This is a genomic window from Stenotrophomonas sp. Marseille-Q5258, assembly GCF_946900935.1.
GTDB lineage: Bacteria > Pseudomonadota > Gammaproteobacteria > Xanthomonadales > Xanthomonadaceae > Stenotrophomonas > Stenotrophomonas nematodicola.
In genome coordinates this window covers 70,694-85,614 of record NZ_CAMPPN010000006.1, presented here as the reverse complement: position 1 = coordinate 85,614, position 14,921 = coordinate 70,694, and the positions used below count along the sequence as shown (strand labels likewise).

Annotated in this window: 10 protein-coding genes; 8 read left to right on the top strand and 2 right to left on the bottom strand. The window is 69.3% G+C overall.

Annotated elements, in window-relative coordinates:
* The first annotated feature begins 55 nt into the window (after positions 1-55).
* The 3 genes from OC534_RS04535 to OC534_RS04525 all read left to right on the top strand — a co-directional run bounded on the left by OC534_RS04535 (position 56) and on the right by OC534_RS04525 (position 4,398).
* Complete coding sequence (locus OC534_RS04535) at positions 56-2,365, top strand: CocE/NonD family hydrolase (RefSeq protein WP_262071460.1); 2,310 nt, start codon at positions 56-58, stop codon at positions 2,363-2,365.
* A 63-nt stretch (positions 2,366-2,428) separates the two neighbouring features.
* Positions 2,429-3,793 carry a hypothetical protein gene (locus tag OC534_RS04530; protein WP_262071459.1) on the top strand — a complete coding sequence of 455 codons (1,365 nt, stop codon included), beginning with the start codon at positions 2,429-2,431 and terminating at the stop codon, positions 3,791-3,793.
* A gap of 68 nt (positions 3,794-3,861) precedes the next feature.
* On the top strand, positions 3,862-4,398 hold the full coding sequence (locus OC534_RS04525; RefSeq protein WP_262071458.1) for a hypothetical protein: 537 nt from the start codon (positions 3,862-3,864) through the stop codon (positions 4,396-4,398).
* Here the strand turns inward: OC534_RS04525 and pip are convergent.
* Together pip and OC534_RS04515 are read right to left on the bottom strand one after the other, a co-directional pair.
* Positions 4,382-5,353 carry a prolyl aminopeptidase gene (gene pip / locus OC534_RS04520; protein WP_262071457.1) on the bottom strand — a complete coding sequence of 324 codons (972 nt, stop codon included), beginning with the start codon at positions 5,351-5,353 and terminating at the stop codon, positions 4,382-4,384. The genes OC534_RS04525 and pip overlap by 17 nt on opposite strands.
* A gap of 254 nt (positions 5,354-5,607) precedes the next feature.
* A complete protein-coding gene (locus OC534_RS04515; protein WP_017356258.1) occupies positions 5,608-6,219 on the bottom strand; it encodes a TetR/AcrR family transcriptional regulator in 612 nt (203 codons plus the stop codon).
* A 133-nt stretch (positions 6,220-6,352) separates the two neighbouring features.
* Here OC534_RS04515 and OC534_RS04510 point away from each other — a divergent pair, with 133 nt between their 5' ends.
* The 5 genes from OC534_RS04510 to OC534_RS04490 all read left to right on the top strand — a co-directional run bounded on the left by OC534_RS04510 (position 6,353) and on the right by OC534_RS04490 (position 14,915).
* Complete coding sequence (locus OC534_RS04510) at positions 6,353-7,558, top strand: MFS transporter (protein ID WP_136004807.1); 1,206 nt, start codon at positions 6,353-6,355, stop codon at positions 7,556-7,558.
* Positions 7,559-7,595: 37 nt separating this feature from the next.
* Positions 7,596-8,792: an MFS transporter gene (locus OC534_RS04505; RefSeq protein ID WP_262071456.1), complete on the top strand. Its 1,197-nt coding sequence runs from the start codon at positions 7,596-7,598 to the stop codon at positions 8,790-8,792.
* 182 nt (positions 8,793-8,974) lie between these two features.
* Positions 8,975-10,294 (top strand): hypothetical protein, encoded by a 1,320-nt coding sequence (locus tag OC534_RS04500; protein WP_262071455.1) that lies wholly within the window; start codon positions 8,975-8,977, stop codon positions 10,292-10,294.
* Positions 10,295-10,356: 62 nt separating this feature from the next.
* Positions 10,357-12,276 (top strand): hypothetical protein, encoded by a 1,920-nt coding sequence (locus OC534_RS04495; RefSeq protein ID WP_262071454.1) that lies wholly within the window; start codon positions 10,357-10,359, stop codon positions 12,274-12,276.
* Positions 12,273-14,915 carry a helicase-related protein gene (locus tag OC534_RS04490; protein WP_262071453.1) on the top strand — a complete coding sequence of 881 codons (2,643 nt, stop codon included), beginning with the start codon at positions 12,273-12,275 and terminating at the stop codon, positions 14,913-14,915. The genes OC534_RS04495 and OC534_RS04490 overlap by 4 nt, the downstream gene beginning before the upstream one ends.
* The last annotated feature ends 6 nt before the right edge of the window (positions 14,916-14,921 follow it).

Genomic DNA, 14,921 nt, shown 5'->3' with positions numbered 1-14,921 from the left:
TGATCGGAGGATGACGGCAGCGCAGCGCCATCCTCCCGATCAGCAAGGACGCCCCGTGGCCATCGCCCGTCGTAGTTCCGCCTGGCTGTGCGCGCTGCTGCTCGCGTTTCCCGCCCTGTCCGCCGCCGCTCACGCAGATCCGCTGGCATGGCCGGCCGCGGCCGACGCCCCGGCCAACCCCGAGGACGGTCTGGCGCCACTCGCGCAGGCACTGCTCGATCCATCTGCGGCGGCAGCGACCCTCACGCCCGCGCAGCGGATCCACCTGATGATCGTCGCCGGCCGGCCGGCGCAGGCGGTCACGGAAATCGACGCGTTGCTGGCCACGCTCGACGCCCCCGAGCGTGCGGCCCGCGCCCCGCGCTGGGCGCCGTTCCTGCTGTATGCCCACGCCCGTGCGCAGGCGCCGGCCGGCGGCGACGCCGTGGCTGGGGCCGCGTACGCGGCGGCGTTCCAGGCGCGGGTGGCGACGTTGGACGACCTGGCTGCGGTGCAGACCCATCCCTGGCTCAGCGCCGATCTGGCGGCCGCCAATACGCGCCTGCGCGAGGCGCGGGCGATGCACGCGGGTGCCGCCACGATCGGCCGCGACGACGCGCTGGAACTGGTCCGCCAAGCCGCGTTCGTGCAGGCCTACCGCGCTGCGGATGCCCACGCCCCAGCGCTGGTCCGTGCGGACGAGAGGCGGCGTTTCGTGATCGACGATGCCGTGTTGATTCCGGTCGGGGAGGGCGTAACGCTGTCGGCGCATCTGGCCCGGCGCCGTGGGGCCGAACCGCGCCTGCCAACCGCGATGCTGTTCACCATCTACACCCAGCCCGCGCGCAACCGCAGCCAGGCATTGCAGGCGGCGGCGCGCGGTTATGCCGGGATCGTGGTGGATGCCCGTGGCAAGCGCCTCGGTACCGGCACTGCGGCGCCGTACGAAACCGAAGGCCGCGACGCGCATGCCGTGATCGACTGGATCAGCCGGCAGCCCTGGAGCGATGGCCGGGTCGGCATGTACGGCGGCAGCTACTCCGGCTTCGCGGCCTGGGCCGCAGCAGGCCATCGGCACCCGGCACTGAAGACCATCGTGCCGTATGTGGCGGCCATCCCCGGCCTTGGCCTGCCGATGGAGAACAACGTGTTTCTCAGCGCCAACTACGCCTGGCCGTTCTATGTCGCCAACACACGCCTGCTGGATGACGCCACTTACGACCAGCACGAGCGCTGGTCGCACCTGGCCGATGCCTGGTATACCTCCGGCCGGCCCTACCGGGACATCGACCAGATCGACGGCACGCCCAACCCGTGGCTGCAGCGCTGGCTGCGCCACCCCGACTACGACGCCTACTGGCAGGACATGGTCCCGTACGGCGCACAGTTCGCCGAGATCGCCATCCCCGTGCTGAGCATCACCGGCTATTACGACGATGGGCAGATCTCCGCGCTGCAGTACCTCAAGGAGCACTACCGCCACCGGCCGAATGCGGACCACACGCTGTTGATCGGCCCGTACGACCATTTCGGTGCGCAGTCCGCGACCAAGGCACTGGAGCTGCGCGGGTACACGGTGGACCCTGCGGCGCAGTTCGATACCCCGGCGATCACCTTCCAATGGCTGGACCACGTGCTGCGCGGGGCACCACGGCCCGCGCTGCTGGCCGACCGCATCAACTACCAGTTGATGGGTGCCAACCAGTGGGGGCATGCGCCGTCGCTGGACGCTGCCGCCGACGCGCCGATGACGCTGTACCTGTCCACATCAACCGACGGTGACGGCACCCGGCACCGGCTCAGCCAGACGCTCCCCGCCGCCGGCACCTTCCTCAGCCAGCAGGTGGATCTTGCCGACCGCAGCACACGCCAGGGTGCGTACTACCCCAGCCCGATCGTGCGCGATGCGCTTGAACCTGGGCCCGGCCTGGTGTTCGCCAGCGCGCCCTTCGCGCAGCCGGTCGATATCGTCGGCACGTTCTCCGGCGTGCTGAACCTGCGCATCAACAAGCGCGACGTCGATCTGAGCGTGGTGCTGCATGAGCAGTTGGCGGATGGCCGCCTGATGCAGTTGTCCTACTTCGTGGGCCGAGCCAGCCATGCCCGCGACATGACCACCCGCACGCTGCTGGTGCCGGGCGACTGGACCGAGGTCCCGTTCGAACGGACCCGCATGACCGCGCGGCGCACCGCACCCGGCAGCCGCCTTGTCGTGGTCGTGGACGTGCTCAAGGACCCGATGCACCAGGTCAACCACGGTACCGGCCGCGACGTCAGCGACGAGTCGGTGGCCGATGCCGGCGAGCCGCTGCGGATCGACTGGCGGTCGGACAGCCTGATCCGCATACCGGTGCGCAGCACCGGTGAAGGCCCGGCAATGCCCTGACGGGGCTGCATCGCAGGCGGGTACAATCCGCGCCTGGACAGGCGATGCGGAACGGATCATTCGATGAAGTCAGGCAAGGGAGCAGCCATTGCAGCCGCCGTCATTGCACTGTTGGGGGTCAACCACGTCGCTGCCGCCGACCTGCTCCCGCCGGGCCTGTACCGGCTCGTCGAGGGCGCTTATCGCGAGGCGGAACCGCTGCCGCCGGTGCAGGGCGAGTCCCATCAGGACCGCTTCGAGCACGCCGTCCCTGACGCCGCCCGGGTACGCTACGCGCTGGTCGCGCGCGACGATGCCGCGGGCCTGAACACGCTGGTGTTCCTCTCCGATGCGGCAGGCGCTTACGGCGATACGCCGGGCCGCCGTACCTGCCAGGCCTACGCGTTCCCGGACTGGAACGACTACACCACCGCGCGGCCATTCTGCCGCATCGCCATCGGCGCGGACGACGCCCGCGTCGCATCGACGGACGACGGGTTCACGATCAGCTACGAGAACGTCAAGCGCCATGTCGGCGCCACCCGGGTGCCCGCGGTGCGCGCACCGACGGCGGAAGAGGCGGGCATCTGCGCCATCGCCGATGTCTGCGCGCGCGAGGCCTATGGCAGCACGATCAACCAGTACGAGGTGACCCACTATCATGATCGGTTCGTGCTCCTCGCGCCGCACGCCTACCGTGACCTTCTGTTCGTGCCGCGCCCGGTGCCGATGCTCGCGTCTGCGCGATCGGTCACCGCGATCGCTGAGATCGACGCGGGCAGCTTCGTCGCGGTGATCGACCGCGATGGCGAGGGGTATGCCATCGAACGCATCGCAGCGGACGGCACGCGCGCGGGCGGCTGGCTGGATCGCGACGTGCTCGAGCCGCTGCAGTGGATCGAACAATCGGTGACGCTGCCGGGCATGCGCTTCCGGGTGGGTGTGCTTCCCGGTGAGGACGAGGAGGGCGCGGTGCTGCCGATAGCCCTGGAGGTGTTGGACGCCACCACGGGCGCGCGCCGCCAGGTGCTGCGTGACCTCGACGCAGACGCAACCCGGGCGTCGCCGGACCTGCTGCAGGTGGTGGATGCGAACTTCGATGGCGCCCCCGACCTGCAACTGCCTGGGCTGTCCGGCGGCGCCGGCCCGAATGCCACCAGCAACATCATCCTGTTCGACCGGGCGCAGCAGCGATTCGTACTGGACCCGGAATTGTCCGCGCTGCCGCAGCTGGAGATCGACCCGGCCAGCAGATCCATCCTGTCATTCCAGCGCGGCGGCTGCTGCGCGCATTCGGTGGAGACCTACCGCTACATCGACGGCCACCTGGTGCTCGCCGAACAGACCACCACCAGCCTGTCGGCCGATGGACGCCATGAAGAAACGTCGACCGGCCGGTTGATAAACGGGAAGATGGTCTACCGGACCCATCGCGCGCGCGCGCGATAGGCAGCCGCAGGCGCATGCCGGGCCTGTGCGGTAGCATCGGCCCACCATTGGAAGGTGCAGGGCAGGTCATGGACAGTCGTCATCTGTTTCCGAATCATCTCCGCCGGGCATGGCTGACCGGGGCCGTTGCCGCCGCGATGAGCTTCGGCGCCGCGGCCGCACCCCCGGCGTCGGTCGAAACCATCGCCGACGGGCTGCTGCGCGACAACGCGTTGCCCGACATCCCGACACTGGAAGCGGCCTACGGCGCCTTCGCCGCCACCGATCCGGCGTGGCAACGCACCTTCCGCAGTGCGGCCTTCGGCTCGGCCGACGGCTACCGGGTTGCATTCGTCGAGTACCAGATGCACCCGAGTACGGCCGGTGCCACACGGCTGATCGTGCTGCAGATGGCGCCCGGGAGCTGCTATCCGGTGCAGCGCCTGGAGGCTGCGCATGGCCCCCTCACGTCACTGACCTTCATGCCGGCGGGTGGCAAGCGGCCGCCCAAGGGCTGGAAACCGGCAACCTCGCTGCAGAAGGACGTCGGCGACTACACGGTGTTCATCGAGGGCAGCAGGGGCGAGCCCGACTGCCTCGACACCCTCATCAAACGCCAACGCTGACCCGGCCGTCGAGGCGATCGGCAAACGCATCGGTCGCCCGCACCAGCGCATCGGCGGTGGCCGGCTCGGTAGCGCTGTGGCCGGACAGCACCATCTCCAGGCGCGCCTCGGGCCACGCACAGGCCAGGTCCCAGGCGCTGCGTGGCGGGCAGATCACATCGTAACGTCCCTGTACGATCACGCCCGGCAGGTGCCGGATGCGGTCGATGTCGCGCAGCAGCTGGCCGTGCGCGAGGAAGGCGTTGTTGCGGAAGTAGTGCGCCTCGATGCGCGCCTTGGCCAGCGTGTGCAGCGGGTCGTCGGTGGATACGGCATCGACGTCGTGCACCAGCGTGGCCGCGTTGTCTTCCCAGCCCAGCCACGCCTGTGCGGCGGCGATGCGGGTAGCCATGTCATCGGCATCCAGGCGTTGCCAGTAGGCCTCGATCAGATGGCCGCGCTCGGCTTGCGGAATATGCGCTTCGTAGCGCGCCCAGCGTTCCGGGAACAGCCAGCGTGCGCCGCCGTCGGCCTCATTGAACCAGCGGTTCTCCTCTCTGCGCCCGAGGTAAACACCGCGCACGATGAGGCCGGTGACCCGCTCTGGATGCGCCTGCGCGTAGGCGAGCGCCAGCGTTGACCCCCACGAACCGCCGAACACCAGCCAGCGGTCGATCCCCAGCAGGGTGCGGATACGCTCGATGTCGGCGACCAGGTGCGGTGTGGTGTTGTCCTGCAGCGCACCGAACGGTGTGGAGCGTCCGCTGCCGCGCTGGTCCAGCAGCACGATGCGATAGCGCGCAGGATCGAAGAACCGCCGATGCGTCGGCGACGCGCCCGCGCCCGGGCCGCCATGCAGGAACACCACGGGAATGCCCTCGGGATCGCCGCACTCTTCAACGAACAGGGTATGCAGGTCGTCCACTGCAACCTGGTGCGTGCGGTACGGGGTGATCTCCGGGTAGAGCGTGCGCATGGGCGTGTCTCGTCTAAGCAGGCTGCGAGCATACGCCTTGGCCCTTCATCCATACAGCGAAGCAGGCGACGCCAACACAATTTCGCCAGGTCTCGCCCGCATCTTGAAATCGACCTGCAACGAGTGCGGTTGGTATGCGTGCAATACAGACTGGAGCAAAAAACTGTCGCACCGATAGGATGGTTTCCCTTCTTTCGATGCCGCAATCCAGCTACGTTCAAATGCAGGCTCAGGGGTTGAACCCGTGCGCTGTTCTATGCGGGCTGTGCAGTACCCGCGTGTGTATCGGCGCGCAGCCCACGCAGCAGCAGGTCGAGCGCAGTGCCGGCCTGCAGCAGCCGCGCCGCCGGCGCTTCGCCGTCCGCGATCCAGAACGCGGCCTCTTCCAGGCTGCCGTAGATCAGTGCGGCCAGCGCCTGCGGGTCAGCGTGTGCAACCACACCGTCGCGCATCAGCCTGTCCAGGAGCCCTTCCATCGAGGCGATGCAGTGGCGCTGTGCATCCGGTGACGCGCCCCCGAGCACCGCGCGGGCATCACGCAGGACGATGCGTTGGATCTCGGGTTCCAGTGCCATCTCCAGGTAGGCGCGGCAGCGTGACCGGAACCCGTCCCACGGATCGGCTGCGGAATCACTGATCGCCTGGAGACGTGCGTCCATCTCCGCGTCCAATTGCGCCACCACGGCGGCGAGCAGGCCTGTCTTGTCGCCGAAGTGGTGGTAAAGCGCGCCGCGGGTCAGTCCCGCGTGGGCAGTCAGGTCATCCATCGACGTCTCGGCGTAGCCGCGCTCGCTGAAGGCCGCGCGGGCGGAAGCCAGCAGGGCGGCACGGGTCTGTTCCATCTCGATGCGGGTACGACGGGCCATCACGGTTCCTCGGGTGGCAGCGGCAGGGCATTTACATACGTAGCGTATGTATCTATGCTTTTATACATACGCAATGTATGTATTGTCTGCCGCGGTCTCCTGGGAGGCAAGCGGCCTGATCTCGGAGACGGACATGTCCACCTCTTACCGGGCGCTGTTCAGCGCCCGCGGCACCCGCGCATTCGCCCTGGCGGGGCTGCTGGCGCGGCTGCCGCTCCCCATGACCGGCATCGGCATCATCACGCTGCTGTCCCGGACGCACGGCAGTTATGCGCTCGCCGGCGCCGTCTCCGCCACCTTCGTGCTGGCCTACGCGCTGCTGTCCCCGCCTATCTCCGCGCGGGTGGATCGGTATGGCCAGGCACGGGTGCTGCCTGCGGCGACCGCGTTGAGTGCACTCGGCATGCTGGCGCTGGTTGCGAGCACCCACTGGCACGCGCCGGACTGGAGTCTGTTCGTCTGGGCCGCGCTGGCGGGCACCATGCCGAGCATGTCGGCGATGGTGCGGGCGCGCTGGACGGCGATGTTCCGTGGGCAGCCGCACCTGCAGACCGCGTACTCGCTGGAAACCGTACTGGATGAAGTGACCTTCATTGGCGGTCCGCCCCTGTCGGTAGGGCTGTCGGTGGTGGCGTTTCCCCAGGCAGGGCTGCTGCTGGCGGCGCTGCTGCTGATACTGGGCGTGTTCGCCCTGGTGGTACAGCGGTCTACCGAGCCTCCGCCGTCATCGGATGCAGGTTCCCACGGCAACGGCAGTGTGCTGCGTTCCTCCCGCGTGCGGCTGCTTACCGGCCTGATGGTGGCGATGGGCGTCATCGTCGGCACGGTGGACATCGCCAGCGTGGCCCTCGCTGCGCACCTGGGGAGGCCGGCAGCGGCCAGCCTGGCGCTGTCGGCCTACGCGGCCGGTTCGTGTGCGGCCGGCCTGCTGTTCGGGGCGGTTGCGTGGCGCATCCCGCTGCACCGTCTGCTGCTGTTCGGCGGCATCGCAACTGCGGCCACCACCTCGCCGCTGCTGCTGGCGGGGAGCATCCCGGCGTTGTCTGCCGCTCTCCTGCTGGCTGGTGCGTTCTTCGCGCCGACCATGATCGTGGCGATGTCGCTGGTCGAGCGCCTCGTCCCGGCGGCGCGCCTGACCGAAGGCATGACCTGGCTGCTGGCAGGGCTGAACATCGGTGTGGCGATGGGCGCGGCGATCGCCGGGCAGGTGGTGGACGGGCAGGGCGCGCGGGCGGGATTCGCGGTGGCGCTCGCCGGCGGTGCGGCCGTGTTGCTGCTGGCCGGTATAGCGCATCACCGCCTGCGCGCCAGTTCAGTCAACACCGACGCGGCTGCATGACACCGCCCTTCGTTCCTCCCACGTACGGACCCTCCGCATGAACCATGCTTCCTCCCTCAACGCGCCGGCCGTGCGCCATCCGTGGGCTGCGGTCATCGCCGTCGGCCTGGCCACGTTCTCCGTGGTCACCACCGAGATGCTGCCGGTCGGCCTGCTCACGCCGATCGCCACTGCCCTCGACAGCAGCCCCGGCACCGCTGCGCTGATGATCTCGGTGCCGGCGCTGCTGGCGGCCGTGCTCGCGCCGGTGGTGGTGCTCGGCGCGGGGCGCGTGGATCGGCGCCACATCCTGTGCGCGTTGCTTGGCTTGCTGGCGCTGGCCAACGTGGCGTGCGCGCTGGCGCCCGACATGGCCTGGATGCTCGCGGCGCGTGCATTGGTCGGGTTCTGCATGGGCGGCATCTGGGCCATCGCCGGCGGACTGGCGGCGCGCCTGGTACCGGCTGCGTCCATCGGGCTTGCGACCGCGCTCATCTTCGGTGGGGTGGCGGCGGCATCGGTACTCGGGGTTCCGCTGGGCGCGCTGATCGGCGGGATGGCGGGGTGGCGCTGGGCCTTCGGCGGCATGGCCATCGTGAGTGCGCTGGTGCTGGCCCTGCATATGATCGTCCTGCCTGCATTGCCGGTCAGCCACTCCACCTCGCTGCGTCACGTTGCCGCGCAGTTGCGCAACCGCCGCCTGCAGATCGGCCTGCTGCTGACGTTGCTGCTGGTGGGAGGACACTTCGCTGCCTTCACCTTTGTGCGCCCGCTGCTGGTGAGCGGGTCCGGCGTCGCGGCCGAATGGGTCGGTGCGCTGCTGTTCGGCTATGGTCTGGCGGGCATTGCCGGCAACTTCCTGGCCGGCACGGTCGCAGCGCGGCACACCACGCGCACCATCATTGCGATCGCACTCGGTCTGCTGCTCACGCCTGTGCTGTTTCTGACCCTTGGCGGCACGCCGGCCGGCGGTGGCGCGGCCTTGATCGCCTGGGGTCTGGCGTATGGCGGCGTATCGGTGGGGCTGATGACCTGGATGATGCGCGCGGCCCCGCACGCGATGGAGATTGCGGCGGCGTTCTATGTGTCTGTCTTCAACGTCGGCATTGCACTCGGCGCCTGGACGGGCGGGCAGCTCGTGGACCGCCACGGTATCACCGCGGTGCTGTGGGCCGTGGGGACATGCGCTGCACTGGCGGTTGTGGTGGCGCTTGCCTGTCGCCTGACGGAGACACGCGCACGCGTCGTATCGTGACGCACGCAATGCGCTGCGACGCAGTCTGTCGCACCGCGCGACCACGCGCCTCCCGCGGCCCAGGATCCGGTGTCCCAGCGCGTTTAGTTTGTGTGACGTAATGCTCATAATGCTGGGATGCGCCTGTGACGCTGCGTTACGTACTGGAACGGACGCCGGCAGGCCATTGCCAAGGAGCGCGCGTGACGGAACGTCTGTGGGGATTGTTGGGACCGGAGAAGCTGGCAACGACGCGTCGTACGCGCACGCTGGACCTGGGCAGGGTGGTGCGGCGGTTCAACGAACGCGCTGTTCCCGGTACCGGGGGTCTGTGGTTTGGCCGGCAGGCCTACCTGACCGCGCTCAGCGTGGTGGTGGCCGAACGCGTGACCGTCCGTGGCCAGCGCTGCAGCAACATCGAAATGGCCAATGCCATCGAGGCCGTCGCCTGCATGATCGGCTATGCGTCCAACGGACGGGCGGCGGACCCACGCCTGCGCGGCCGCAACAAGCTGCCGGCCGGTGGGGCGCCCTCCTTCGCCGTCGCGCGGCAACGCGGCTTCCATGTCGCCCAGCCCATGCGCATGTCCACTGCACAGGCGCTGCCCTCGCTGGGCCTGGCGCACGCGGCGGGATCGCGCTTCAACGCGTTCAGCAGCAGCGATGCCGCCGTGGCCTTCATCGACGCCTGCGCCGATGGCGCGAAGGTGGGCAGGAACAATAGTGTGGTCGAGCACCTGGAGTACTGGGCCGACGGGAGTGGGCTGAGTCTGGGCAGCGGGGGGCTGCGGGCTGCGCTCGATCCCACCCGGCCGCTGCCGGTCAGCGCCTGCAAGCTGCTGCAGCGTGCGTTGGAGGAGGGCGGCAGCCTGGACCCCGCCGACCGCGCCCGCCGCCAGAACGCCTGGCGCTGGGTGGCGCGCCTGCAGCAGTCGGCGTCCGCCGCCGACCGCATCGACCATCACGCCGGGCCGGCCGAGCTCGACGCCGATCACTGGCATGACGTGCGCGCGGGTGCATACCTGTTCCGCGTGCGCGACGCCGCCAATGCCGTCCTCGACTGTGTCGAAGGCATCCTGGCAACACGCCAGGGCAAGACGCGTCTGCCGTTGGATGGCCCGTTGCACCAGGACGTCGCCGTGCACCTCGCCCAGCTTGCCGGCCATGCCCGCGCCTTCCTGGCACTCGGCCACGGCGATGATGAGGCGAACCGCTTCAGCCGCGAATGCGAGGCCGGAGACGCGGACACGCTGCGGGCCCTGCTGCGCCGCGACGACCACGTGCTGCGCCTGCTCGATGACGGCGCGCAGCCGGGCCCGGCCTACACGGGCCACCCGCCGGCGCTGTCGCAGGACAACGGCGACCCGCAGGAAGAGACCGGCCTGGGTGCATACGTGACCTCACTCCCCGACGGTTGTTCGTACCGCCTGCGCAATCTGTATCTGCTGCATATGGACGTGCACGGCCTGCTGGGCCCGAAGATCGATGCCAGCCGCGTCGCCGGTGCAGGAGCGTCGGCATGAGCCGCGCGCCTGGACTGCAGCTGCCCTCGCTGCTCGATCACTTCACCGCGCCCGAAGGCTTTGTGGGTGAGTTCGGCTGGATCTGTGGCTTCTCGGCCGATGCCGGTTTCATCAATCAGGCCGCAGAACGCTTCACCACGTACGCTGCCGCGCAGCGCGCTGCCGCCGGACAGATCCGCCTCGCACTGATGCTGGACCCCAGCCAGCCAGTGCTGCTTCCCACCGTGGTCCCCGGTGTCGCGCATCTGCCGCTGCAGGACCTGTCGCGCAAGCCGTTCCGCCTGCTGCACGCCAAGGTGGCCTTGCTGGGGTTCCGGGATGCTGCGACGGCAGACCGACATCATCTGCGGCTGGTCGTCTCCACCGGCAACTGGACGCGGCAGACTCTCGAGGAAAGCCTGGACCTGGCATGGCGCGTCGATCTGGAGGTGGCGCCCGACGTCGCGGACGACGCGGTCAGCCGTGCGGACATGATGGCCGCGCAGGGCTTGTTCGCGTGGCTGCTGGACCTGCACGACACCCGACTGCTGGAAGCGGACACGCCGCTGTCGGGCCGGGACGCTGCCGACCATGTCGATCAGTGGATTGCCCGCTGCAACCGCGCTCCCCGGGCGCGGCCGCGGTTGTTGGACACGCGCAGCCGATCGCTGCTCGACCAGATCATCGCCGGGCTCAAGCGCGAAGGCGGTGTGGCACGCAGCCACCTGTGCATGGGCTCGGGCTTCTATGAAGCAGCGACCGTGCGCAAGGGCGGCACTGGGACGCCCGTGCTGCCGCACAAGATCGTCAAACGCCTGAAGGCAAGCCAGGCGCTGTCCCCGCGCGCGCGCGTCGATCTGTATGTGAATCCGCAGGCCTGCCAGGCCATCGCCGGGGCGGTGGATCACCTGCGGCTGGATGCGGATCACCCCATCCATGTCAGGGCGGCGGCAGCGCCTGCAGCGGTGTTTGGTGCAGGACATGAGCGTACGCTGCATGCCAAGTTCCTCTTCTCGTCCAACCGCAGCACGACCACCGGCGCGTGCAACAGCGCCTGGCTCTATCTGGGCTCGGGCAACCTGACCACCGCCGGCCTGCTCAATGCGGCCTCGCAGGCGGGAGGCAATCTCGAAGCCGGCATCCTGGAGTTCCCCGAAGGCCTGTCCTGGAAAAAGAGCGCCGACCCGTCGCGGTGGATCGAAAATCTGCTGCCGATCGGCGGAAACACCCTGGACGATCTGCCTTCACTCCAGCCCGGCGATCCGTGGGCGCCACCCCCGCCGCAGCATGTGGCCGCGCCCATCGCCTACCTGGTCTGGACGGCCGACGGCCGGCTGACCCGTCCCGACCCGACGGCAGGAGACGTGGAGGTACTCGACGAGGCAGGTACTCCCTGCGCGATCACGGCGGACGGCTACACCTGGTCCGGTCCTGCGCCGCGCCTGGTGCGCGTGCGCTGGGTGGCGGGCGCGGAAGCCCGGCTGGCCTGGGTGCCGGTGATCGACGCGCACGGGCGCGTGGCCGCCACGCCGCTACCGGCCATCGATCTCGATCACGCCTGGACGCAGCTTGCCGCGTTCCCGGGCCTGCCCGACGAGGAGGAGGGCGAAGGGGAGGGGGATCCGGGGATTTTCCCGGACGACCGACACACGGGTCCGAAGCGGCGCACGCCGCGAAACCTGACGCCGGGCACGGCGATCCGCCAGATGATGATGCTCATTGAACAGATTGCCGCGCAGCAGACCGCTGTCGACGCCGTGGACTGGACAGCCTGGTGCAACCGGCTCGAGCAGTCCCTGTTCCAGGCGCGGCAGTGTCCTGCCGTGACCTGCTTCGTGCAGATGCAGCTCAACCCGCTCAGCCCGCTGCGCGCGCCTGCGTTCCGCCCGGACTTCGCCGAAGACGCCGGCACCGCGGCTGGGCGGCACTACGAGCAGACCCTGCGCCGGATCGAGCTGGCGTGGGAAACACACGACTACGCGCCCCTGGAGGGCAGGCAATGAGCACCCGGTTCCGTGGATGGCAGGACGTGGACACGCATGCGCACGACGTCGTCCGCGACAAGCGGATCGAACTCAACCCCGGCCAGGCCGCGAGCCTGTTGCAGTTGACCACGCGCCTGAAAGAGCACGGTGCGATCCTGGCCGACGAAGTCGGCATGGGCAAGACGCGCATTGCCGTGGCGTTGGCCCATTGCGTCGTACAGGCCGGCGGGCGCGTGGCGATCGTGGCGCCGCCGGGCCTGGATGACCAGTGGCGACGCGAACTCCAGCGTGGCGGTCTTCCGGCGCGACCGCTGCTGCGCAGCGTCTACCAGTACCTGCAGGCATGGGAGCACCCGCATGCGCCGGCCCCCTGGTTCGACGAGCCGGTCGTCCTGCTCTCGCACTACTTCGCCCGCTGGCGGCTCGGCGGCGCATCGCACGCCTGGCGCTGGGCGCTGCTGCCGGAGTTGATCGCCTGCTGGCGCAAGCACGAGACGGGCGCTGCACCGTGGGGCTACAAGGACCACCCGCTGCTGACAGACCCGTGGGTCAAGCACGCCGCCGCGTCCATCGTGGAGCGCCTCGCCGCCCCGGGGCATCGGGCGGAACGAGCCGCCCTGCGCAGACTGGCGGACATCCACGACCCGTGGGTACACGCCCTTGCACCGGACGGCTACGGCAACGACACGCCGCTGCGCCAGTCCCTGCAGCGCGCCACCGGTCTTGGGCTGGGCAGCGTCGATCTGATCATCATCGATGAGGCGCACAAGAGCCGCAGCGACAGCAGTCTGCTCAACCAGCTGTTGAACGACGTACTGCTTGCGCCGGGGGGCAGCAGCCGGCGCCTGGCCATGAGCGCCACGCCGGTCGAGCTGGACGCCTCGCAATGGACGCAGACGCTGCAGCGCATCGGCCTCCCCGACGACGACGCAAAACGCATCCAGAAGGCCATCGACGGCTACGTCGCTGCGGTGGCCAACGTACGCCGCTTCCCGTTCAAGGAAGGCATGGTCGAGGCCTTCACCACGGCATCGCAGACCTACCAGACCGCGCTGGCACCCTACGTCCTGCGCCGCGACAAACGCGAAGATGCCGCCGTACAGTCGTTCAGGCAACACGCCGGAGGCGACATCAGCGCCTATCGCCGCATCGAAGACATCCGTGTCACCCTCGACACCCTGCCCAGCGAATGGAAGCGGGCGGTATGCGCCGCCGAAGCCCTTTCGCTCGCCAGCCGGCAACGCGAGGACGCCCACGCCAAGCGGCAGCGCCTGACCATTGGGAACGGGCATGGCATCGCCGAGATGATCGATCGGGCCGTCGATCCGGCTGAATGCGCTGCCGCTGCGGACGCGGTGGAAGACGACACGTCTGCATCGCCCGCCCACACCAAGCGCATCGCGCGCACCGCGTGGTGGACCACCGCGCTGCGCAACGCGGTGCGCCCCCCGCGCGATGCCGGCGGCGCGTTGTACCAGCACCCGGCGATCCTCGCGGCGGCGCAGGCCATCGAAGCCATCTGCGACCAGGGCGAGAAGGTGCTGGTGTTCGCACGCTACCGGGCGCCGATGGACGCGCTGGCACACCTGCTCAATGCGCGCCGCCTGCTGCGTGCGCTCGACGCCGGCCTGCCGTGGCCGCAACAACGCATTCACCAGGACGAATGGCCGGCGGTCCAGGCGGTCCACGCGACCCTCCATCCAGACCGGCCGCTCGACCGCACGGCGCTCGACGCGCAGCTGGCGGCCAACTACCAGCAGCTGGAGAACAGCCGCCAGCGTTTCCGCACCGCATTGGTGGCCACGATCGGGGAGGGCATGCGTCTGCTCGACGCACCGCTGCGCAGGCGTTTCATGCCCACGTTCCACGCGTTCCAGGAGGCGCAGCACGCCCACCACGTGGACACCGACGGCGCCGCAGTCAGTGTGCTCGCCGCCGTTGCGCGCGCGCTTGCCGACCACCTCGGCGAACAGCTCGATGCCGTGCCGCCCGAGGAGGTGGCACGGGCATTCATCGAACTGGTGCAGGCTGCCACGAACCTGGACCCCGGCAGCGATGACGAAGACGAACGCGCCGACAAGGCCGACGACGAAGGGGTGGGTGCCGACACATGGTCAGTCACCGCGCAGCGCGTCACGGAAGACTACGCGCACAATCGCGGCGGCTTCGCCCGGCTGATGCACGGTGGTACCGGAGCGGGCACCCGGCGGCTGCTGCAGTTGGCGTTCAACCGCGAACATGCATTCCCGCGCGTGCTGATTGCCCAGTCGATGGTGGGCCGCGAAGGGCTGAACCTGCACCTGGCGTGCCGGACCGTGGTGCTGCTGCACTCGGAATGGAACCCGGCCGTGGTGGAACAGCAGATCGGCCGCGTGGACCGGCTGGGCAGCCTGTGGGAGCGCAAGCTCGCCGACGCGATCCGTGACAATGTTGCGCCCGGCCAGCTGCCGCGGATCGAGATCCGGCCCGTAGTGTTCGAGGGGACCTACGACGAAACACACTGGGCCGTGCTGACCCGGCGCTGGGACAACCTGCGGGCGCAGCTGCACGGCGACATCCTGCCGCCGTGCGCGGCCGGGGACGAGGAAGGCATTGCACTGCGCAGACGCATCGCCGAGGCCGCGCCACAGTTCTCGCCGTCGAAGGCGGCGCGGTGAGCGACG